We start from the raw sequence: 20,303 nt of genomic DNA, 5'->3' as shown, positions 1-20,303 counted from the left end.
CCAGCGATGCGGTTTCCGATGAATCGAGGGGAAAATTCTCAACGCCATGGCAAGAATCGGCTGGGGGAATGGCTGCATTCCCGCGGGTTCGAAAGACCTGGCGCGATTTAATCGCGTGGTCTGATCTGTTTTGCATATTTCCCAGACTGCGCGTGGCTGCCGGGCGGACCAATCCGCGTCTGTGACCAGTTCGATTGAATTCGAAAATGCAAACGCTATTTATTTTTTTATCTGCGTCGAGCAAAGGAATGGGTTCGCCTATAAGACATGCCTATAAGCGAGGTGCGGGAAAGGGTCGTAAATACGCGCTTTGATCGGCAGCGTTATAAGCGGCTCCGGTGTGGTTGTCGCCGCCGTTCGCTCAGGCATCGGCCGACGAAGCCAATAAAGGTAATAAGCCGCCGGGTCTTGCCGCCTCATTCAACATCCGGAATTGCTACACGCCGAGCGTGTTCGACGCGCAGCAGATCCGTCCTCACGCGGCGGTGGCCGCGCGCTCCTTCTCGTACTTGATGAGCTTCAGCACGCGTGAGTTCACGAAGTAGCGGATATAGTTGGTCGGCGAATAGAAGATATCCGTTTGCCATTCGCCGCACAGCAGATCCTTTCCGGTCGGATCGTCGGCGGGCTGCACGATCGTGTCGGCCATGATCCGGTCGATGCCCGACACATTCGGGCCGGACTCGTGCCACAGCGCACTGTTCATAATGACAAAGTCCCCCGGATTCAGCTCCGGCGTGATTTTCGGCCATTTGAAATCGAAGCTGTCCGGATTGATCTCGCCCGCGTCGCCGAGCACGCCCAGCTTATGCGAGCCCGCGTAGAACGTCATACCGCCGTTGTCCGCGTTCACGATGCTGAGCGGCACGAACATGCTGCACTTGTTCAGATTGCCGAGGTGATAGCAGCTGTCCTGATGCAGAAACACCTTGTTCGAACTGAACTTGTCCTTAATCACGAAGCGGTGGTTGTACAGCGCGACGTGGTCGCCGAATATCTGCTTGAATGTCTCTGCAAATACCGGCTCTTTGTACATCGAGGCCAGCTTCGGCGGCAATTGTTCCTTGAGCGCTACCGGATTCGCCTTGTTGACGTCCCGGCCTTCGGCCAACTGCGCGTCGTAAAACGTTCGCCATTCCTGCTGCCACGCCTGAACCACCGGTGCCGGAATTGCGTTGCGCATCACGAATACGCCGGTCTCTTTGAATACGTCCGGACTGAACGTCTCCGAGGCGATGTGATCGACGACCGCCTCAACGGATGCCAAAGTATTTTTCATGTCGATAACTAGATGAAACGGAACGTCAGTTCATTGTCTTGCGTGTTCTTGAACTTGTTGCACTTCGCGAGCACGTTGTATTTCAATGGGAACAACTCGCGTTCCGGCGATTCCAGAATGTCGATCTCGACAATATCGAAGTCGCGCAGCAGAACGTTCCAGCCGTGCTCGGTAATGCGCCAGCAATCCGGCGACGGCCCATGAATGCGCCAATTGAGCGGCGCGGAAATCATCAGATAGCCTTCGTGTTTCAGGATGCGACGGATTTCCTTGACCGTGTCGAACGGATTCAGCGTGTGTTCGATCACGTCCATGCACACGACCACGTCGTATGCACTTTCCGGAATCGCCGCGTTGACCTTGGTGATGTCGCCCACGATCGTCGGTTTGTACGTGTCGACCACGTCGAACGTATCGACGCTAAAGTTCGTGAAACACTGGCGCACCAGCGAGCGATCTTGCGGGCCGACTTCGAGCAGCTTGCCGGTGTGTTCGGCGAGCCGATCGGCAGTGCGTCGGACGAAGCCGTCCATGTGTTCGCGCGTTAGCGGAAAGGTGTCGTTGTCGAATTTTGATGGCGTCGCCATAGTGAAACTCTCGCTGGGGTGTTGGCTTCAATCTGCGGCGCCGCTCGCGCACAGCGAGGCGGCTTCGTCGATCGACGTCTGAATCTGATGCAGTGCGGTCAGGCTCGTTTCGCCGACGGCCCGGCACGATTGTCTGAAATGGTCGATCTTCACCTCCGCATCGGACGGGAAGCGGAGCGCGTGGATCGACCAGCTTTCCTTAGGAAGCAGCTTGCAGACTTCGTGGTCTTCGTCGAACACCTGTCGGTTCATCCGCACAGTCGATTCGAAAAACGAGTCGAGCACGCGCGCGGCGTTTTCATTCAACGTGTTCGACGCGTACAAACGGCTGGTGAAACGCGTGCGGCTCGCGCCTTGCGGAGCCGGGAAAAAGTTTTGCAGCGAATACGAGTACCCGTACGTCGAAGAAATCATGGTGAACGGGAAGAGATAGATGCTCATATATCCCTCGTACTGGTAGTCGATGTTGAACAGTTTGCGCAATCGAGCCAGCTGGTTGCCGAGGCGCGCATTGCCGAGCGGCGCGTACCAGATCGAATTCACGCCGTCGAACACGTTCTCGCCGTCGCCCAGTTGCAGCGTGGCGAGCGTTTCCATGTGCACTGCCGCGATGTGATAGGGCTCGAGCGCGTTTTCGACGGCGAGCGGCCAATAGCACTCGTACTCGTAACGGTTCAGATCGAGGCGCCGGTCGACGTTGAACGAGATGTTCTCGAGAATCTCGGCGGTTTTGCCCAGTTGCTCGTACAGGCCTGTTCGCGGCTTGATCGCGAAGAACACGAAATCGCCGCACCACTCGACCTGGAAGGTGTTGAAGCGCGCGCGGCCGATGTCGCACGACTTGAAGCGTTCCTTCTCCGGCACGATGATCGTGCCGTTCTTATAGGTCCAGCCGTGGTAGCCGCATGTGGCCGGCCGGTTGCCGTGCGCGTCCGTGTAGATGCGGGCGCCGCGATGCGGACAGGTGTTGTCGAAGGCGACGATCTCGCCGTTGTCGTTGAACAGCACGATCTCGCCGGAGACGCCGTCGAATTTGATGAAGTCGCCGTCGCCGGCGAGCTCGCGGCGATGACAGGCGAGGTGCCAGTACTGCTCGAACAGCGTCCGGTCGAGGCTCATCTCAGAGCTTCCTCGCGGGCGCGGTGTAGATCACGGCCTCTTCGGCCACGGAGCGCATCACGATCGCGCCGGCGCCGATTTTCGCGCGCGCACCGATCTTCAGCTTGGGCAGGATTTTCGCGCCGCTGCCGAAGAACACGCCTTCGCCGGTTTGCACGTAGCCGGTCAGATCGACGTGTGAGCTGAGCGTCGAGTAGGCGCCGAGGTTGACGTCGTGGCCGACGCTCGACAGCACGTTGATCGCGACGAAGTCGCCGACATGGGCGTCGGCCGACACCACCGCCTGAGGACACACCACCACGCCTTCGCCGAGCACGGCCGAGCGCGCAATGACCGCGGTGGGATGCACGAGGGTCGCGAACACCGCGCCGCGTTCGCGCAGACGCGCCACCACCGCGCGTTTGGCCGCCGGATCGCCGATCGCGACGAGCACGGCTTCGTCATCCCGCGGGCGATAGTCGTCGATGTCGCCGCGCCATTCGAGCTGATACGGGTAACCTTCCAGCGCCGCTGGATTGGCGTCGAGGAAACCGCCGATGCGTGCGCCGCGACCCGCATCGGCCGCGTCTTCCGCCCAGTTGATCAGCTCGCGTGCGAAGGCGCCGCAGCCGGCCACGATCAGTCGCTGCGCCATCATCGAACCTTGTACCCGCCGTCGACGACGAGCGTCGTTCCGGTTATCCAGCGGCTCGCATCGCTCAACAGGAACAGCCCGGATTGCGCGACGTCGTCGGCCTCGCCGAAGCCCAGCAGGTGGCTCTTTTCGTAAGCGGCCAACGCTTCGTCGGGGGTGCCGCTCGTCAACCGGTCATGCATGGCGGTGTGGACCGCGCCGGCCGCGATCGAGTTGACGCGAATCTTGCGTGGCGCCATCTCGCAGGCGAGCGAGCGGACCAGTCCGTCGATGGCGGCCTTGGCGGCGGAGTACGCGGTCATGCCCGCCTGGCCCGTCGAACCGGCCACCGACGACATGAAGACGAGCGACCCGCCGTCGGCGATCACATTTTTTTTGCTGGCCGCGCGGGCGATCCCGAAACCCGCATACAGACTACTGCCGAACACCTGGTTCAGTTGTTCCTGTTTGGTGAGCTTCGCAGGACGGACCAACTCGACACCGGCCGCATGAAACACGCCGGTGAGCGTGCCGTGCGTCTCGGCGAGATGGCTCACCCATTCGGCGGTTTGATCGGCATCGGCGAGCGATGCGGCGGCGACGGCGTGGCCACTGCCGTGAAGCCCGGCGAGGGTTGCCTGAAGGCGCGTTTCGTCCCGTCCTGCGGCGATTACGCGGCCGCCCAGGCTGGCGATCAGTTTCGCGCTCGCCTGACCGATACCCGACGACGCGCCGGTCACGAGATAGAGGCCGCCGGCGAGGCAGTTGTCAGCAAAGAGTGTCATGGCTCGATCGTGTCCACGATGTTGAGCGGTCCGACCGCCAGCGCCGCCGATGCCCACGAATACCCGACGCCGAAGCCGAACATGCCCAGTTGCAGCGTCTCTTCCTTCAGGCGGTCTTTCAGTTCGGTGGTCATCAGCAGCGGAATCGACGCGCAGCTTGTGTTGCCGTACTCGCCGATATTGGTCGGCACACGTTCGGCCGGCAGGCCGGCTTTTTTGGCCAGATGCTTGAGCATGAACAGGTTGGCCTGGTGAAACAGGAACGCGTCGTAGGTGTCCTTGTCACGGCCGGCGATTTCGAGCGTGCGGGTGACCAGCTTCGGCACCGCATTCAGCGTGAAATTGAAAATCTCTCCGCCGTCCATGAAGAGGCAGTCCGGCAGCTTGTCGGCCATGCGTTCGTCAGCGGCGGCGTCGTACGACTTGAAACCGCCAGAAGGCACGATCAGATTGCGTACGCCCTTGCCGTCCGCGCCGATGATGAAGTGCGCCGCCGCATCGCCCGGCGAGGCTTCGAGCGCCGTCATCGTGCCCGCGTCGCCGAACAGCAGCGTGGTGGCGCGGTCGTTCGGGTCGATCATCTTGCTGATCGTATCGCCCACCGCCAGCAGCACGCGCTTTGCCGCGCCGGTCTGAATCAGGTTCATGCCGAGCCACAGTGCCTGCGGATAGCCGGAGCAGCCGAGGTTGATGTCGAACGCGAGGCACGAGGTCGGCAGACCGAGCGCTGCCTGCAGCACGAACGACGTGCCCGGCAAGCGGTAATCCGGCGTTTGCGAGACGAAGATCAGCGCGTCGATCGAATCCGCCTGCCAGCCGAGTCCCGCGAGCAGCGTCTCACCGGCCTTGCGGCACAGATCGCCGGCGCTTGTCTGCGCGTCCGCCCAGCGGCGCCGGTTGACGCCGATCATCTTGACCACATCGCGGATGGCGGACGGATCGAACCTCTCGGCGAAGTAGTCGTTATCCACCTGTTTCGACGGCACGCACGACACCACGCCTGCAATGCGGGCGCCGTGCGTGCGTAGCTCGCGTCCTGCGATGAAGTCCGGCGAACTCATGCTCAACTCCTTAGGCCGCTTTCTTCGCCGTGCTGATCAGCGCTTCGATGTCGGCGATGGTGTTGCAGTTGTTCAGTGCCTGGCCGCTCAGCATCACGTTGAAGCAGTCGTCGACCAGCGCGATCGTCGACACGACGGCGAGCGAGTCCCAGTTGTGCTCCTGCAGATCGAGTTCCGGCGTAATCTGGCTCACGTCGATCTCGAAGATTTCTGCCATTCCTTCGTAAAACTGTTCCATGTTCACTCCTGCTAGTAATTCACGATGCAGCCGGCCCATGAGTAGCCGACGCCAAAGCCCAACAACATCAATCGACTGCCGTGCATGAGCAGGCCGTCGTCCTTCATCTGCTTCAAGGCGAGCGGGACCGTCGAGGAGACGGTGTTGCCGCATTGCGCCATCAGGATCGGAAACTTCGCTTCCGGTACTTTCATCTTCTTGCGCAGCGCTTCGAGCATGAAACGGTTCGCCTGGTGCAGCACGAAGAAGTCGATTTCCTCGCGGTCCATGCCGGCCTTTTCCAGCAGCGACGTCGCGGCTTTCGGCACTTCGGCGAGCGAGAACGCCATGACTTCGGCGCCGTTCATGTACAGATGTTCGTCGGTGCGCACGTTGCCCGACGCGTCCTCTTTTTCGAGCGCGCTTGCCGCGCTCTTCGGCTCGCGAAACAGCCCCGCCTTGACGATCAGGTTCTGCGCGCCGCGGCCATCCGTGCCGAACACGAAGGGGCCGATCGAGGCGCTGCCATCGCTTGAAGCGGTGATCGCGGTCGCGGTTGCGCCGTCGCCGAACAAGGTGCGAACGCTCTTGTCGAGCGGGTGCACGTATTTCGAGTACGTGTCGGCGGTCAGCAGCAGCACGCAGCGCGCGGCGCCGGTTTCGACCAGACCCTGTGCAAGCGAGAGGCCGTACACGTAGCCGGAGCAGCCGAGGTTCACGTCGAGTGCGCCGGCGTGAGTCGCAATGCCCAGGCGGTCCTGCAGGAGGCAGGCCGAAGTCGGCAGCACGTAGTCGGGCGCCTGCGTGCACAGGATGACGAAATCGACCTCCTGCGCGCTCACGGCGCCTTGCGCGAAAAGGTTGCGGGCCGCTTCGTAAGCGAGATCCGCCGCTGTTTGCCCGGTTGCCGCAATATGGCGTCGTTCGATGCCGGTCTTGGCCAGAATCTTGTCGGCCGGCCACTCCGGATAGAGCGCTGCGAGCTCCTCGTTCGTCAGCACCTGGTCCGGCAGGAACCCGGCGATATCGAGAATGCGTGCGTGCAGCCGGTCGGATCGAACAGGGGCCGTCATGATCAGCAATCCGCGATGAGTCCGATGATGCGCTCGAGCATGCCGTCCGTCAGTGCCGGGAAAATCGGCAGGCACAGCACCTGTTGCGCGGCGGCGTGCGCAACCGGCAGATTGTCGCGACTCGCGGACGGCAGGCCGCGATAGATCGGGAAATCCGAAATGAGCGGGTAGAAATAGCGGCGCGCGTAGATGTTGTGGTCGCGGAACTTCTGGTAGAGCGCGTCGCGGCTGATCGGGAATTCGGGGCCGACGAGGATCGGGAAGTACGAGTGATTCGCGACCTTTTCGCCCGCTTTCGGCAGGCAGCGAATACCACGAATGTCGCGCAGGCGTTCGCGATAGATCGCGTCGATCTGCGCGCGGCGAGCGAGAGCATCGTCGATATATTGAAGCTGCAGCAGTCCGAACGCGGCGTTGATTTCGCTCATCTTGCCGTTGATGCCGGACGCGACCACGGTGACTTCATCCACGAAACCGAAGTTCTTCAGATGATCGATACGCTGCTTGGTCTTGGCGTCCTGGCAGATGATCGCGCCGCCTTCGAAGGTGTTGAACACCTTGGTGGCGTGAAAGCTCAACACGGCCAGGTCGCCGTGTTCGAGCACGCTGCCGGCATCGGTCTGCACGCCGAACGCATGCGCGGCGTCGTAGATCACTTTGAGGTTGTAGTTGTCGGCGATTTTCTCGATCGCGTCGACATCGCACGGTTTGCCGTAGCAATGAACCGGCATGATCGCCGTGGTTTGCGGGGTAATCGCCGCTTCGATCTTCGCCGGGTCGAGATTGAGCGTATTCGGGTCGACGTCCACGAACACCGGCTTGATGCCGTTCCACACCAGCGAGTGCGCGGTCGCGACGAACGAATAGGGCGTCGTGATCACTTCGCCGGTCACGCGCAGAGCCTGTAGCGCGGTGAGCAGCGCCAGCGTGCCGTTGGTGAAGAGCGCGAGGTGCCGCACGCCGAGATACTTGCACAGCGCTTCTTCGAACTGTTGGTGAAACGGGCCGCCGTTGGTCAGCACCTTGCTGTCCCAGATCTGCTGGAGATAGGGGATGAACTCTTCGAGCGGTGCCAGATGCGGCTGCGTGACGTAAATGCGTTCGTCGATCTGCGGCTCGATAGCGCGAAACGGCAAGGCTGCGTTCACTTGGCTTCCCCTGTGTCGGACTCGATGGGCGTTTCAATCGCGGCGCCAGCCACGTCTTCCATCGACACTTCGAATGCGGCAGCCGGCTCGCCCGCGCACCAGCGTCGCCACATGATCCGCAGCGCGCGGGATACCCCTGCGGCTACGACTTCGGGGCGGAACGCCGCCGAAGCGGCACAGCGTTCGCGCAAGCCCGATCTGATGGCCGCGAGCGCGGGAATGTCCGAGGCCAATGCCACGCCTCGTGCGACGAACGCTTCTTTTTTCTCCACGACGAAATCGTCCAGTCCGACATGCGACATCCAGGTGGTGCCGGCCCGGCTCGCGAGCGTATTGCCGGCGATCGTCAGCGTCGGCACCCCCATCCACAAGGAGTTCAGCACCGTGGTCGAGCCGGTGTACGGAAAGGTGTCGAGACAGATGTCGACGTGGAAGTGCTGTTGCAGATAGACCGGAATGCTCGAACGGCGCCGGAACATCAGACGCTCGCGCTCGATGCCTTCGCTGGCGAACCAGTCGGTCAGCAACTGTTCGTCTTCGCTGGTCGCAATCGCGCCCAGCAACATTCTGGCGGTCGGTAGTGCGCGCAGCAGTTCGGCCCACAGGGCGATCACGTCGGGGCGCAGTTTATTCAGGCGGTTGAAGCTGCCGAATGTGACGTAGCCGTTATGCATGGCCGGCAGAATATTGACCGGCGGCGCGCTTTTCTCGGGCAGGAAGGTCGCGCTCGACGGCAGGTGGACAACCTTTTCGGTGAACATCTGCTCGGCCGGCCCGAACGGCACGCCGTGCTTGTCGACCAGGTAGTAGTCCATGGCGCTCAGGCCCGTGGTGCCCGGGTAACCCATCCAGGTAACCTGAATCGGCGCGGGCTTACGCGCGAACGTCAGCAGACGGTTGCGGCCGGTATGGCCGGACAGGTCGAACAGGATATCGATGCGCTCGTCGCGGATCTTGTTGGCCAGTTGGGCGTCCGGCATACCGGTGATCTGTTGCCATTCGTCCGCGCAGTTGCGCAGCATCTGCGTGTAGCTGTCTTCGGCAATGTGGTTGTTGTACACATGCAGGGACAGCGTCGGATCTTTGGCCAGATGCTCCATGATCGGCAGGAGGTATGACGCAACCGCGTGGCGAAACAGGTCGCCGGAAACGAGGCCGATCTTCAGCTTGCGCTCGGGCGAACGTTTGTTCACGTGACGCGGCCATTGCGCGCGCACCGGATCCTCATGGCGGCGCGCGAAACGGGTGTGCTCGGCGAACAGCGTATCGGGGTCGACCTCGGGGTTGTGCGACAGCGTGAACAGAAAGTTGTTGGCCGCGATGGGGTCTTTGGGATCCTTTTCCAGTGCGGCGCGGAAAGCCTGCTCCGCGTCGGCCACGAAACCGACGTCGAGCAGCAGAACCCCGAGCGTGCTGTGCATGGCGGAGTTGCCGGGCGCAAGTTCGATGGCGCGCCGCGCGGCCGCCAGACCTTCAGGCACTCGACCCTGATGAACCAGCGTCATGCCGAAGATGCGCTGCGCCTCGGCGTAATCCGGGCTGATCGCGAGAATTGCGCGGCACTCCCGTTCGGCTTCCGCCTGCAACCCTTTCAGGCGCAGCGTGTCCGCCAGCACGGTGCGGCCTTCGAGTTCCTCGGGAATGAGTTCCGAAGCTCTGCGCAGCGGGGCGATGGCATCGTCATAGCGGCCGAGGCGGTGCAGGGCGATGCCCAGCCAGCGCCAGGTGTTGCCATCGGCGGGGAAACGTTGGGTGAGGGACCGGGCGAGCTTGAGCGCCTCGGCGATATTGCCTTTGTTATAGAGCGTGGTGTAACGGAGGGTTTCCGGCTGGCTGACCCGCCGGCCCGATGCAATCGTCGTCGTCCGGACGTTTTCCGCCGCGGGCGGCGCGCTCGTTTCGGCTGAAGGCGAGGTCGCTTCTGCCGCAGCCTGTTGGGGCACGACCGGGAAAGTTTGAATGACATGGTCGGGATTTGCCATCCGCACGATCAGGCCGTCCACGGCCGGGCCTTTCAGCCCCTGCTTCTGGCCCATCTCGAGCGCAAGCCACGCCGCGGCGGTTTCGCCGGCGTCGATCAAGGCGTTGATGTAGCCGGTCCAATATTGGCCGTTTTGCGGCTGGAGCCCCAGGCTCTGCTCGAAAAGTGGCACCCCGTCTGCTGGGCGGCCGACCTGAACCTGCAGCACGGCGAGGTTGTAAAGCACGTCGGCGTGGTTCGGCCGCGCATCGAGAATCGCCCGGTACAGCGCTTCGGCGTCGTCGAATTCGCCCTTGTGATGCTGCTCCAGCGCCGTTTCCAGAACGAGCGCGATGTCGTGCTCGAGCTGTTGTTCGGGCGTCAAGGGTTCAGCAGTCGGCTGCTCGTACAGGAGAGTCATGGTGTCAGCGCAGAATGGTCTATGAAGGAAATTGTGCGACCAGGCGAGGCTTTCCGATGCGAGGAGATGACGGTGAAAAAGCCGCCTGTTTGCCGTATGGAGCGGGCCGCGGCAATCCGGAAGACAAGAAAAAAGCCCGCACGAGGCGGGCTGAGGGAACGAGCGCGCCCTCACTTCGGCGCGTAGTTCTTATTGTCTGGTACTGCAGTTCAGTGTTGCGGCGCGATCCTGCGGTTCGGCCGGTTCGGTCGCCGGACCTTTAGCCCGCTTACAGCCGGGCGATCCGCTGATACTGGCCGGCGGCCCTGGTACGCCCGATCGCGGCTTCGAACTCGGTGTGCAGTTCGTCCTGGGTGGTTTTCGCATCGGCGAGCAGTGCTTCGTCGATGGCCTGGATCCGGCGGATCATCTGCAGCGCGGCCGGGTCCTGATCCGCCGACAGCGACATCAGGAGCGGCGAGCGCGCTTCGGTCAGGCGAGCCGCTTCCGGCCAGTCGGCGAGCGAGGCCGCCTGTTCGATTTCCCGTGTGATCGACAGCAGGCGTTCAACCAACTCCGTCTGGTTCATCTCGATCGGGTTCATGGCTTAGCCCTTGTTGGTCGCCAGTGCGCCGGCGCTGTTGGTGCCGCCGAACAGGGCGGTCAGGTACTGCGAATTGTTGTTCATCGTCGCCATCAGCGTGTTCAGGGCGGTGAACTGCGCCTGATACTGGCTCGTCAATTGCGCGGTGTAGTCGGCGAGCGCTGTTTGCTGCGTGGTGATGCTCTTCAGGTCGGCGTTCAGCGCGGTGTTGCGCGTATCGATGATGCCGCCGGTCTGCGTGAAGGTGGTGATGCTGCTGTTCAACTGTTCGGCGATGCCGTTGGTCGAGTTGAAGACCGAGGCAACCGTTGCCGGATCGGCGGTCAGCGCGGTGCTCAGCTTCGTGTTGTCGACCACCATCGTGCCGTCCGCCGGATCGTCCTTCAACGTGATGCCGATCGATGCCAGCGTGGTGCCGGTGCTGCCCGAGCCCACCGAACCGCCCACGATCGTGGCCAGCGTGTTCTTGATCGTCTGCAGTGTCGAGTCGCCCAGCAGCGGGCCTTGTGACGACGCCCCGGCGCTGAACGACGTGAGCGTAGCCATCGTCGTGACGACGGTGTTGTAAAGGCTGACGAAGTTGTTGATCGCGGTGCTCTGCGACGAGGTGTCGGCTGCAATGTTCAGTGTCTGCGTGGTGCCTGCGGACGCCGACGTCAGGTTCATCGTGACACCGGCGATGGCGCTCGTCACGGAGTTGCTCGAACTGCTGGCCGCGATCCCGCCGACCGTGAATTCCGCGTCCTGCGCGGCCGCGCTTTGCGTCCAGGCGCTGCTCGAATTCGCCGACGTGATCGACGACTGGCCGCCGGTGGTGCTGGCGGTCGAGGTTACGCCGAGGCTCGACAGGCCGGTGTCGGAGGTGATGTTGCTGGTCGAGACGTTAATGACGTTGGCAGCACCCGTGTTCGCCGCGCGCAACACGAGGTGGGCGCCGTCCGTGCCGGTCACGATGGTCGCCGTGACGCCGGGGTTGCTGCTGCTGGCGTTGATCGCGGAAGCGATGCCGGAGAGCGTGTTGTTGGTGCTGTCGACGCTGATGTCCATCGACTTGCCGCCGAGGGAAACCGTCAGCGTGCCGGTGCCCAGTTGCGTCGTGGCGCCAAAGGCCGCGGAGGACAATGCCTGCGAGCTGGCGATCTGCGTTACCGCGACTGAATAGCTGCCGGCCACGGCCCCCGCACCTGCCGTCGCCGTCAGGCCGCTGCCGCTCGCGGTTGCCGAGAAAGTCGACAGCGTCGTGCCGTTGGCGAGGTTCGTGATGCCCGACTGCAGCGCGCTCAACGCCGAACTCAGTGCGCCGTATGCGGACAGGGTGGTGTTGTCCGTGGTTTGTTGTGCCGTCAGAGCCGAGGTTTGTCCTGCGGTCTTCGCATTTACGAGTGCCGTAACGAGCGTCGACACGTCCAGCGACGAATTGCCGGTCGAACCGCTGATGATCGATTGAGCGGCCGACTGCACCGCCGAGTTGGCGGCGGCGGTCGACGCAGCAGTAGACGTGGTTGAGATCGAGGACATGCAGAGGCTCCGGGCGTCTGGAAATCTGTATTGGGTGGTGCGCGATGCTACATCACTTCGTGAGCGGAATGCACAGCGGGAGGCATGCCTCCCGTTGTTTGAAACCCGGTGATGCGCCGCACTCGCGCGCGGCGCATCACCGTTACTGCGTCAGCTCTTATTGCAGGAGCTTCAGAACTTGCTGCGGGTTCGAGTTAGCTTGCGCCAACACCGAGATACCCGCTTGTTGCAGCACTTGCGCCTTGCTCAGGTTCGCCGTTTCTTGTGCGAAGTTGGCGTCCGTGATTTGCGATTGTGCCGACGACAGGTCGGTCGACTCAGCTTGCTGCGCCGTTGCGATCGCGGTGAAGCGGTTTTGCGCGGCACCCAGCGAAGCCTGCAGGTTGTTGACGGTCTGCAGTGCGTTGTCGATGGAGACCATTGCTTCGTTCGCGCCGGTGACCGTGCTGATGTCGAGGTTCGAAACCGTCGGCGGGCTGTTGATCGCGTTGATCTGGGCGACCGCTGCGGTTGCAACACCCGAGGCGGTTGCGCCCATCGCCGTGGCCAGCGTGGTGTTCAGCGTCAGGTTGGTGATTGCCACGCCCGTACCCGTCGTCGCGCCAGCCGAGAAGATGTTGGCAACCGCGCCCGACGAGATAGCCTGGTTGTTCTGGTCGGTGAAGGTGTAGCCGCCCTTGCCGTCCGACAGCACGTTGACCGACGTGATCGTCGCGCCCGTGCTGGTGTACGTGCCGGTCGAATCGGTGCTGATAGCAACCGTGCCGACCGTTGCGCCCGTTTGCACCAGACCGCCGCCGATTTGCGCAGCCGACATCGACTGGCTCAGGTTCAGGCTGATGGTCTGGCCAACGTTCGCGCCGACCTGGAACGTCACGTTACCTGCCGAGCCGTCCAGAATGTTCGTGCCGTTGTACGTCGTTTGCGACGCGATACGGTTCACTTCCGAGATCTGCGCTGCGACTTCCTTCTGCAGAGCTGCTTGGTCGCTCGACGACAGCGAACCGGTCGATGCTTGCACGGCCAGCTGACGGATACGTTGCAGGCTGGAGGTCAGCGACGACAGTGCGCTCGATGCGGTTTGGATCATCGACACGCCGTCATTCGCATTCGACACGCCTTGGTTCAGGCCGTTGATCTGCGTTTGCATACGCGTCGAGATTGCCAGACCTGCTGCATCGTCAGCCGCGCTGTTGATGCGCTTGCCCGACGACAGGCGGGTGATGGCTTGCGAAAGGGCGCTTTGCGAGCCATTAAGGTTTTGCTGTGCAACCAGCGAGTTGATGTTGCTATTGATTCCGAGCATGGAAAATCTCCTAAATAAGCCTTGAGCCCAATACGCCACGTTGGCATCGGCGGAAAGCACTCGTTCATTGCTGGCCGCCTCAGTGAAGGTTGACGGCGCGACTAAAAAAAACTTGAGGAACTTTGTGCAATAGCGACCCAATTGTTTTTCCGGCCGGTTGGGCTGCCGCTTGTCTGCGAGCCGCTTGCAGCCTTGTTCGGGCGGTCCACTGCAGGTATTGAAAAGACGGCGTATTCTCCTTTTTCCTTGTGGCAAACCCAGGAGAAATCATGCAAAAGCGCCGGATTGGACGTTCCGAATTAGAGGTCGCGCCGCTTATGTTCGGCGGCAATGTATTTGGCTGGACTGCCGATGAAGCGACCTCCTTTTCGATCCTGGATGCATTTGTCGATGCGGGGCTCAACTTCATCGATACCGCCGACGTCTATTCCGCGTGGGCGCCCGGTAACGAGGGTGGCGAATCGGAAACCATCATCGGCAAGTGGTTCAGGCAGAGCGGCAAGCGCGACAGGATCGTGCTCGCCACCAAGGTTTCCAAGCACCCGCAGCGCAAGGGCCTGTCGGCGGCGAACATTCGGGCGGCGGTGGAGGATTCGCTGCGGCGCCTGCAGACCGATTACATCGACGTCTATTTTTCTCACGACGACGACACCGAAACGCCTTTGGCCGAAACCCTCGGCGCGTATCAGAGGCTGATCGAGTCGGGCAAGGTGCGGGTGATCGGCGCGTCGAACTACAGTGGCGCGCGCGTCGAGGAAGCGCTCGCCGTGTCCCGCCAGCACGGGCTGCCCGAGTACCAGTTGTTGCAGCCGGAGTACAACCTGTACGACCGCGCGGAGTATGAGCGCGACACCGAGCCGGTGGCGCTCGCCAATCAACTCAGCGTCGTGGTGTACTGGAGCCTTGCCAGCGGCTTTCTGTCAGGAAAATACCGTTCGCAGGCTGATCTGGCCAACAAGGCGCGCGGCAGCCGGGTCGAGAAGTACCTGAACGAACGCGGTCTGCGGATTCTGGATGCGCTCGATCGGGTCGCCGCCCGGCACGGCAGCACGCCCGCCACGATCGCGCTGGCATGGCTGATTGCCCGCCCGAGTGTAACGGCCCCAATTGCCAGTGCAACCTCGGTCGACCAGCTCAGAAACCTCGCCGCCGCTGTCCATCTGATGCTGACCGGCGCCGATATTCGCGAACTGGACGAGGCGAGTGCCTGATCGCGCACGGGACCTGGCGCGATCGCTAAACCCCTGGTAGGATGGGGAGTTTCCTGATATCATCGGGAGTGAATTGAGATCTTTGCCTGTTTCGTCAATGTTTTTCATTGATGAAAGGTTGGCGAAACGGCAGCAGACGCGGCATTTGCATTACGTCTGTCCGCGTTCCGCGGTGAACTCCCCACCTCTCTTTTCCGGCCTCCGTGGCCGTTATGCCTCTCGTTTCATTCGTGGTTTGGCCGGGATTTTTCCCGCGTTTGCCTGTTACTGGCCATGAATCGGAACGACCGGAGGGCCGGCGCGTGAGCGGTATCCGCCACGCAATTTACCCCTATCAAGTGATTGAGTTAGGAATTACATGACGACGATTCTTCTGAAAGAAAACGAGCCGTTCGAAGTGGCGATTCGCCGCTTTCGTCGCGCAATCGAAAAGAATGGCCTGATCGCTGAACTGCGTGAGCGTCAATCGTACGAAAAGCCGACCACGGCACGTAAGCGCAAGAAGGCTGCTGCTGTGAAGCGCCTGCACAAGCGCCTGCGCAGCCAGATGCTGCCGAAAAAGCTGCACTAAGCACGCTTTTCCGCGCTGCATTTCGCGCATTGCACGCCGAACGGCGGTGTAGCTTCGAAAGAAGCCACATCGCCGTTTTGCTTTTGGCGTGTCGGTTTTGCGTTGGTTTTTTGCCGCTGCCCTGAAACTCGTTACGCAGCGCTCTTCAGGCGCTCGGCGGATAAGTCGAATTGCCGGGCAATCGAGCTCAGACGCTCATGCCATTCCCACGTGCCGAACACGTCGTGCACGTTTTGCAGGCAGCTGAGCAAAGCGACGGTGGCCGGGTCGTACACATTGAGGCGGGCGCGCAGGAGCGCCTTTTTAAGCGCGGATACGCCGGCATGCATATAGGCGGGTACTTCGACGGGCGTTTTGCTGATGTAGCGCACCGGAACGCCTTCCATCGCGGTCATGTAATCGCAAGGCTTGATGAAGCTGCCGACCGGGCAGCCGCCGCGGTAGGCACCGCCGCCGCGCGGCAGTAAGGCGGCGCGCCTCTGGCCGAGCAGATGGTCCACGGCCTGATCGAAAATCTCCTGATGGGTCAGGAAGTTCAGGGTTTTCATTGTCGTCTCCCATGCGTTACGCAGCGGTTATGCGTTGTTCGAGCGCATGAATGCCAGTATCGGACGTGCGTCGATTGGCGAAACCCGGACTAGCACGGCGAAAAGCCTTCAATTCCCGGATTTGGCTCGATTGCCCTTTATGCCGCCTATGCCGGTCTGGCGACGCCGCTCGCCATCGTGGCGACCAGCGCTCATTACCTCCTCTATGGCGGCTGCCCGCTTGAAAAGCGTAGACAGGGCTTTACCGGATAGCCGATGGCCGCTTGCGAAGCGAGCGGTGCTTCAGACGCGCTGCGCCAGGCGCTGGCAACTGCCGATAGCCGCTGCCGCCTCAGCCGGCTTTGCGATTGCGACCCTTCTTGCCAAGCGCCGCGCATCGCGCGCGGCACATGCAACTCGCCTCGTGGTCGTTCACCATGCCGACTGCCTGCATAAACGCGTAGCAGATCGTCGAGCCGACGAACTTGCAGCCGTAGCGCTTTAGCCCTTTGCTGAGCGCATCCGAGATTTCGGTCGATGCAGGCGCGTGTTTATACGACGCCCAATCGTTCTGGATCGGCGTCTGATCGACGAACGACCATACGAAGTTGGCGAGCGAGCCGTGTTCGGCCTGAATCTGCTGCACGGCGCGCGCGTTGGTAATGGCCGACTCGATCTTGCCGCGATGGCGCACAATGCTTTCGTCCAGCACCAGCGCATCGACATGCTTGGGCGTAAAGCGCGCGACCTTATCGATGTCGAAGTTGGCGAAGGCGCGACGATAGCCAGCGCGTTTGTTGAGAATCGTCGACCATGACAGACCCGCCTGCGCACCTTCCAGCACAAGCAGTTCGAACAAATGCTGATCGTCGCGCGAGGGCACGCCCCACTCGGTGTCGTGGTAGTGTGCGAGCGCTTCGCTCGATACCCAGTTGCATCGCTGTGTCACTTTCGCGCTCCCGCGTTGTCATGTCGTCCGCCAGCATAGCGGAAGCTGTGTGCGCCGCAAGTTGGCCGTTCGGCCAATTGCGGGATTGGAACTGACCTGCCACGCTAGGCGTTATTCACCATCTGAACTCACTCGATTCGATGAATAAAGATCTCTTTCTGATCGGCGTTGACGGCGGCGGCAGCGGTACGCGGGTCGTACTCGCCGACGCGCAGGGCCGTGAACTGGCTCAGGCGGCAAGCGGGCCCTCGGGTTTGGGCCTCGGCGTGGAGCGCGCGTGGCAGGCCATTGGCGCCGGCTGCGCCGACGCATTCGCACGCATCGGCGTGCCGCTGGACTGGGCGTGCTGCGTACTCGGTTGCGGGTTGGCAGGAGTCAATAATCGTGACTGGCTGGCCGCGTTTCGCGCGCAGGCGCCGGCGGTAGCCGGGCTCGCGGTGGAAAGCGATGTGTACACCACCTTGCTGGGTGCGCACGGCGGCGCACAGGGCGTGGTTGTTGCGCTCGGCACCGGCAGTCAGGCGGCTGTGCTTGACGCCCATGGCGAATGCCGGGTCGCCGGCGGCTTCGGTTACCCGTCGGGCGACGAAGCGAGCGGCGCCTGGCTTGGGCTACGGGGCGTCGTACACGCGCAGCAGGCGCTCGATGGGCGCGGGCCCAACGACGATCTGGCGCAGGCGCTGCTCACCCACACCGGTGCGCATGACCGCGACAGTCTGGTGGTCTGGCTGTGCGAAGCCAATCAGACCGCCTATGCAAGGCTCGCGCCGATTGTCATTGCGCACCGCGCGCATCCGTTCGCGGCGCGCTTGCTAGGCGAAGCCGGCGTGGACGTGGGCAAGATGATTGCCGCGCTCGACCCTTCGGCCACCCTGCCGGTTGCGCTGTGCGGCGGTCTCGGCGCCCCCTTGCGCGAGTACGTGCCTCGGATCTATCAAGCCCGTTTGCGCGAGCCGTTGGCGGACTCGGCGCACGGCGGTTTGCAATTGGCGCAGCGCGAAGCGGCTCGCATCGGCGGTTGAGAATCGTCTGGCGCGCCGGGTGTGACCTCGCGGATGCGGCGCGCAACGGTAAAATGCGGTCTTTGACGCTGCCGGGCTGCTCACACTATGTACAAAGTCATTGCCACGGATCTTGACGGCACGCTGCTCAACGCCGATCACCAGGTGGATCCGTTCACGATCGCCACCGTGCGTAAGCTTGAAAGCGATGGGCTGCACTTCGTGATCGCCACGGGGCGCCACTACTGCGACGTCGCGGGCATTCGCGACCTGCTGGGCATCAAGCCGTATCTGATCACGTCGAACGGCGCTCGCATTCACGCACCGGACAACACGGTGATCCACGCCGATGACCTGCCGCCGGCCATCGTGCAGCGGTTGGTGCAGCCGGAAATCGCCGGCGCGCACGGTCGCGTGATCGTCAACCTGTTCGCCGACCAGGCGTGGTTGATCGACCGGGATGCACCCGACCTGCTCAAATTCCATCAGGATTCGGGCTTCACCTACGAGGTCACCGATCTGCCGAATCATGACGGCGTCGACATCGCCAAGGCCCTCTATATCGGGGACCCCGCCGATCTCGCGCAAGTCTCGGCCAACCTGGCGCGCGAATTCGGCGACGCGCTGTACGTCACCTATTCGCTGCCGGACTGCCTGGAGGTGATGACGTCGAACGTCTCGAAGGGGCGTGCCTTGCAGATCGTGCTCGAGCGCCTCGGCGTCGACGCTTCGCAGTGTGTGGCCTTTGGCGACAACATGAACGATATCGACCTGCTGGAGACAGCCGGCCATCCGTTCATGATGAACAACGCCAATCCTGATCTCATCACGCGTCTACCGCACGTGCCGCGCATCGGCAACAACTTCGAAGCGGGCGTCGCACAGCACTTGCGCAAACTTTTCTCGCTCGACGACGAGCTGACGTCCTGAAAACCGACCGGCCCGCCTCCTCTTTCGTGGATGCGGGCCGGCCATTCGCGTCTCTACGCGACCCTACCCAACGCTACGATCAGCCGTGCCATCCGTCACGGCGATCGCCACGGTCATCATGACCCCAGCGGCGGTCGTTGCGATCCCAGCCGCGGTTATCCCGATGGTCGTCGCGATAATAGCCGCCGCGGTCGTAGCGATGGTCCCAGCCGCCGTTGCCGTAGTACACCGGCTGCGGCGCTGCATAGACAGGTGCAGGTTGGGCATAAACCGGTGCGCCGAGCGACAGGCCGATACTCAGATCCGTATGCGCTTGCGCGACACCGCATGCGCCCGCCGCGAGTCCGGCAGCAACCAGCAAGTGAGTGACGATGCGTTTCATGGTGTTCTCCTGTGAGGCGACGTATGTGTGTCGCACAGGATCAATCTACGCATTCCGGTCGCGCGTTACTGAGACGAGATGTTACGGACTGCAAGCGTCATCGCAGCGTTCGAAAGGCAGTAGAGGGAACGTTCGAACGCAACACGCTGCACGCGCTTTCCGCTCGGAGGCCCGCCAAATAAGGGATCTCGATTCCTTGGAACGAGCCGGCATCCAGTTTCTGCCACGCATTGCAGTAATTGGATTGCCGTGCCGGTAATCGCGGCTTACATCTGTATTGCCCAATTAATCAGGCGAGCCAGCGGAAGCACCCGCCGCAGCCGCGGAAGGCGCTCCCGGCAGCGCCGCGCATGGGCAATCCGCAGCGCGGTCGTTCAATCCCTGGCGGTCAAGTTTGAACGTGGCGCGGGCCGTGCCGTTTTGCCAGTCGAGGCGAACAATATAAATACTGTCGAAGTCGTCGCTTTGCCAGTTCGGGACATCGGCGGCATGACCGCCATGCGTGCTGATCATCTGGCGCAGCAACTTCACGATCAGCTTGTGCTCCCATGCAATGACAATCAGCTTGTTGCGATTGGCCGGATTGACGAGCGCTGTGCCGAGTTGGTCGATCTGGGCGAAGCCGTACGGCGTTTGCACCGGCATCTGGAACTGGATGGCAGTGGGTTCGATGGTCGCAAGCGGCCGAACGTAGTAATAGGGATGGCCGCTGTCGTCTTTTTGCTGGCCGGGATCGGGCGCGTAGATCGCGTCCGGCTTGCCGAACTTGGCGGCGATCACTGCCGGTAATGCAAGCGCGCGGTTGAGTCCCTGGCAATTGAGCTGGCCATAACCGTTGGCCGGTTTCTCGCCGTGACGCACGAATACGAGCGTCTCGATATTGCTGTCCGCCGCATGGGCCGCGGGCAACGTCAGTGCGCCAGCACACAAACCGCCGACGGAGAGTGCGACGCCATGCAGGAATCCGCGGAAACGGGTCATCGGTAGCACCTGTGCGAGCTTGGGAAGTCGCACGATTCTAGCAGCGGGCCATTGGCAGGCCACCGGGCGGCCGCATCGCGC

General features: G+C 62.2%; 21 protein-coding genes. 4 read left to right on the top strand and 17 right to left on the bottom strand.

Annotation, left to right across the window (positions count from 1 at the left end):
* Positions 1 to 475: 475 nt before the first annotated feature.
* The 13 genes from DSC91_RS25270 to DSC91_RS25210 all read right to left on the bottom strand — a co-directional run bounded on the left by DSC91_RS25270 (position 476) and on the right by DSC91_RS25210 (position 13,670).
* A complete protein-coding gene (locus DSC91_RS25270) occupies positions 476 to 1,279 on the bottom strand; it encodes a phytanoyl-CoA dioxygenase family protein (RefSeq protein ID WP_115781369.1) in 804 nt (267 codons plus the stop codon).
* Positions 1,280 to 1,287: 8 nt separating this feature from the next.
* Positions 1,288 to 1,866 (bottom strand): class I SAM-dependent methyltransferase, encoded by a 579-nt coding sequence (locus tag DSC91_RS25265; RefSeq protein WP_115781368.1) that lies wholly within the window; start codon positions 1,864 to 1,866, stop codon positions 1,288 to 1,290.
* 27 nt (positions 1,867 to 1,893) lie between these two features.
* Positions 1,894 to 2,985: an aromatic ring-hydroxylating oxygenase subunit alpha gene (locus DSC91_RS25260; RefSeq protein ID WP_115781367.1), complete on the bottom strand. Its 1,092-nt coding sequence runs from the start codon at positions 2,983 to 2,985 to the stop codon at positions 1,894 to 1,896.
* Between the two features lies 1 nt (position 2,986).
* A complete protein-coding gene (locus tag DSC91_RS25255) occupies positions 2,987 to 3,619 on the bottom strand; it encodes an acetyltransferase (RefSeq protein WP_115783494.1) in 633 nt (210 codons plus the stop codon).
* The gene (locus tag DSC91_RS25250) at positions 3,619 to 4,383 is read right to left on the bottom strand and encodes an SDR family NAD(P)-dependent oxidoreductase (RefSeq protein ID WP_115781366.1); all 765 of its coding nucleotides are present in this window, start codon (positions 4,381 to 4,383) and stop codon (positions 3,619 to 3,621) included. The genes DSC91_RS25255 and DSC91_RS25250 overlap by 1 nt, the downstream gene beginning before the upstream one ends.
* On the bottom strand, positions 4,380 to 5,444 hold the full coding sequence (locus tag DSC91_RS25245; RefSeq protein WP_115781365.1) for a ketoacyl-ACP synthase III: 1,065 nt from the start codon (positions 5,442 to 5,444) through the stop codon (positions 4,380 to 4,382). Before DSC91_RS25245 ends, DSC91_RS25250 begins: the two co-directional genes overlap by 4 nt.
* Before the next feature lie 10 nt (positions 5,445 to 5,454).
* Positions 5,455 to 5,682: an acyl carrier protein gene (locus DSC91_RS25240; RefSeq protein WP_115781364.1), complete on the bottom strand. Its 228-nt coding sequence runs from the start codon at positions 5,680 to 5,682 to the stop codon at positions 5,455 to 5,457.
* Positions 5,683 to 5,693: 11 nt separating this feature from the next.
* On the bottom strand, positions 5,694 to 6,734 hold the full coding sequence (locus DSC91_RS25235) for a ketoacyl-ACP synthase III (protein WP_115781363.1): 1,041 nt from the start codon (positions 6,732 to 6,734) through the stop codon (positions 5,694 to 5,696).
* Between the two features lie 2 nt (positions 6,735 to 6,736).
* Positions 6,737 to 7,882 (bottom strand): dTDP-4-amino-4,6-dideoxy-D-glucose aminotransferase VioA, encoded by a 1,146-nt coding sequence (gene vioA / locus DSC91_RS25230; protein WP_115781362.1) that lies wholly within the window; start codon positions 7,880 to 7,882, stop codon positions 6,737 to 6,739.
* Positions 7,879 to 10,263 carry a tetratricopeptide repeat protein gene (locus DSC91_RS25225; RefSeq protein ID WP_115781361.1) on the bottom strand — a complete coding sequence of 795 codons (2,385 nt, stop codon included), beginning with the start codon at positions 10,261 to 10,263 and terminating at the stop codon, positions 7,879 to 7,881. The genes vioA and DSC91_RS25225 overlap by 4 nt, the downstream gene beginning before the upstream one ends.
* Before the next feature lie 268 nt (positions 10,264 to 10,531).
* Positions 10,532 to 10,846 carry a flagellar protein FliT gene (locus DSC91_RS25220; RefSeq protein ID WP_115781360.1) on the bottom strand — a complete coding sequence of 105 codons (315 nt, stop codon included), beginning with the start codon at positions 10,844 to 10,846 and terminating at the stop codon, positions 10,532 to 10,534.
* 3 nt (positions 10,847 to 10,849) lie between these two features.
* Positions 10,850 to 12,364, bottom strand: coding sequence for a flagellar filament capping protein FliD (fliD, locus tag DSC91_RS25215; RefSeq protein ID WP_115781359.1), 1,515 nt, complete (start codon positions 12,362 to 12,364; stop codon positions 10,850 to 10,852).
* Between the two features lie 157 nt (positions 12,365 to 12,521).
* A complete protein-coding gene (locus tag DSC91_RS25210) occupies positions 12,522 to 13,670 on the bottom strand; it encodes a flagellin (RefSeq protein ID WP_115781358.1) in 1,149 nt (382 codons plus the stop codon).
* A gap of 269 nt (positions 13,671 to 13,939) precedes the next feature.
* Here DSC91_RS25210 and DSC91_RS25205 point away from each other — a divergent pair, with 269 nt between their 5' ends.
* Both DSC91_RS25205 and rpsU read left to right on the top strand, forming a co-directional pair.
* Positions 13,940 to 14,881, top strand: coding sequence for an aldo/keto reductase (locus DSC91_RS25205; protein WP_115781357.1), 942 nt, complete (start codon positions 13,940 to 13,942; stop codon positions 14,879 to 14,881).
* Between the two features lie 358 nt (positions 14,882 to 15,239).
* The gene (rpsU, locus tag DSC91_RS25200; protein WP_006050883.1) at positions 15,240 to 15,452 is read left to right on the top strand and encodes a 30S ribosomal protein S21; all 213 of its coding nucleotides are present in this window, start codon (positions 15,240 to 15,242) and stop codon (positions 15,450 to 15,452) included.
* A gap of 131 nt (positions 15,453 to 15,583) precedes the next feature.
* On the opposite strand, the gene DSC91_RS25195 is transcribed toward rpsU, so the two are convergent.
* Positions 15,584 to 16,000: a hypothetical protein gene (locus DSC91_RS25195; protein ID WP_115781356.1), complete on the bottom strand. Its 417-nt coding sequence runs from the start codon at positions 15,998 to 16,000 to the stop codon at positions 15,584 to 15,586.
* Between the two features lie 331 nt (positions 16,001 to 16,331).
* A complete protein-coding gene (locus DSC91_RS25190) occupies positions 16,332 to 16,928 on the bottom strand; it encodes a DNA-3-methyladenine glycosylase I (RefSeq protein ID WP_115781355.1) in 597 nt (198 codons plus the stop codon).
* A 140-nt stretch (positions 16,929 to 17,068) separates the two neighbouring features.
* Here DSC91_RS25190 and DSC91_RS25185 point away from each other — a divergent pair, with 140 nt between their 5' ends.
* Positions 17,069 to 17,950, top strand: coding sequence for a glucosamine kinase nucleotide-binding domain-containing protein (locus tag DSC91_RS25185; RefSeq protein WP_115781354.1), 882 nt, complete (start codon positions 17,069 to 17,071; stop codon positions 17,948 to 17,950).
* A gap of 87 nt (positions 17,951 to 18,037) precedes the next feature.
* Positions 18,038 to 18,859, top strand: a complete 822-nt coding sequence (locus DSC91_RS25180) for a Cof-type HAD-IIB family hydrolase (protein WP_115781353.1) — start codon at positions 18,038 to 18,040, stop codon at positions 18,857 to 18,859.
* A 79-nt stretch (positions 18,860 to 18,938) separates the two neighbouring features.
* On the opposite strand, the gene DSC91_RS25175 is transcribed toward DSC91_RS25180, so the two are convergent.
* Together DSC91_RS25175 and DSC91_RS25170 are read right to left on the bottom strand one after the other, a co-directional pair.
* On the bottom strand, positions 18,939 to 19,241 hold the full coding sequence (locus DSC91_RS25175; RefSeq protein ID WP_115781352.1) for a PXPV repeat protein: 303 nt from the start codon (positions 19,239 to 19,241) through the stop codon (positions 18,939 to 18,941).
* A 285-nt stretch (positions 19,242 to 19,526) separates the two neighbouring features.
* The gene (locus tag DSC91_RS25170) at positions 19,527 to 20,222 is read right to left on the bottom strand and encodes a histidine phosphatase family protein (protein WP_115781351.1); all 696 of its coding nucleotides are present in this window, start codon (positions 20,220 to 20,222) and stop codon (positions 19,527 to 19,529) included.
* Positions 20,223 to 20,303 lie beyond the last annotated feature (81 nt).

The organism is Paraburkholderia caffeinilytica, assembly GCF_003368325.1.
Lineage (GTDB): Bacteria > Pseudomonadota > Gammaproteobacteria > Burkholderiales > Burkholderiaceae > Paraburkholderia > Paraburkholderia caffeinilytica.
This window is presented reverse-complemented; position numbering and strand designations above follow the sequence as displayed.

Excerpts from the sequence above, each read along its gene's own strand:
- DSC91_RS25225 (WP_115781361.1), bottom strand. The coding sequence starts at position 10,263 with ATGACTCTCCTGTACGAGCAGCCGACTGCTGAACCCTTGACGCCCGAA.
- DSC91_RS25175 (WP_115781352.1), bottom strand. The coding sequence starts at position 19,241 with ATGAAACGCATCGTCACTCACTTGCTGGTTGCTGCCGGACTCGCGGCG.
- DSC91_RS25240 (WP_115781364.1), bottom strand. The coding sequence starts at position 5,682 with ATGGAACAGTTTTACGAAGGAATGGCAGAAATCTTCGAGATCGACGTG.
- DSC91_RS25255 (WP_115783494.1), bottom strand. The coding sequence starts at position 3,619 with ATGGCGCAGCGACTGATCGTGGCCGGCTGCGGCGCCTTCGCACGCGAG.
- DSC91_RS25260 (WP_115781367.1), bottom strand. The coding sequence starts at position 2,985 with ATGAGCCTCGACCGGACGCTGTTCGAGCAGTACTGGCACCTCGCCTGT.
- DSC91_RS25195 (WP_115781356.1), bottom strand. The coding sequence starts at position 16,000 with ATGAAAACCCTGAACTTCCTGACCCATCAGGAGATTTTCGATCAGGCC.
- DSC91_RS25245 (WP_115781365.1), bottom strand. The coding sequence starts at position 5,444 with ATGAGTTCGCCGGACTTCATCGCAGGACGCGAGCTACGCACGCACGGC.
- DSC91_RS25265 (WP_115781368.1), bottom strand. The coding sequence starts at position 1,866 with ATGGCGACGCCATCAAAATTCGACAACGACACCTTTCCGCTAACGCGC.
- DSC91_RS25270 (WP_115781369.1), bottom strand. The coding sequence starts at position 1,279 with ATGAAAAATACTTTGGCATCCGTTGAGGCGGTCGTCGATCACATCGCC.
- DSC91_RS25235 (WP_115781363.1), bottom strand. The coding sequence starts at position 6,734 with ATGACGGCCCCTGTTCGATCCGACCGGCTGCACGCACGCATTCTCGAT.
- DSC91_RS25170 (WP_115781351.1), bottom strand. The coding sequence starts at position 20,222 with ATGACCCGTTTCCGCGGATTCCTGCATGGCGTCGCACTCTCCGTCGGC.
- fliD (WP_115781359.1), bottom strand. The coding sequence starts at position 12,364 with ATGTCCTCGATCTCAACCACGTCTACTGCTGCGTCGACCGCCGCCGCC.
- DSC91_RS25210 (WP_115781358.1), bottom strand. The coding sequence starts at position 13,670 with ATGCTCGGAATCAATAGCAACATCAACTCGCTGGTTGCACAGCAAAAC.
- DSC91_RS25205 (WP_115781357.1), top strand. The coding sequence starts at position 13,940 with ATGCAAAAGCGCCGGATTGGACGTTCCGAATTAGAGGTCGCGCCGCTT.
- DSC91_RS25250 (WP_115781366.1), bottom strand. The coding sequence starts at position 4,383 with ATGACACTCTTTGCTGACAACTGCCTCGCCGGCGGCCTCTATCTCGTG.
- DSC91_RS25220 (WP_115781360.1), bottom strand. The coding sequence starts at position 10,846 with ATGAACCCGATCGAGATGAACCAGACGGAGTTGGTTGAACGCCTGCTG.
- DSC91_RS25185 (WP_115781354.1), top strand. The coding sequence starts at position 17,069 with ATGAATAAAGATCTCTTTCTGATCGGCGTTGACGGCGGCGGCAGCGGT.
- rpsU (WP_006050883.1), top strand. The coding sequence starts at position 15,240 with ATGACGACGATTCTTCTGAAAGAAAACGAGCCGTTCGAAGTGGCGATT.
- DSC91_RS25180 (WP_115781353.1), top strand. The coding sequence starts at position 18,038 with ATGTACAAAGTCATTGCCACGGATCTTGACGGCACGCTGCTCAACGCC.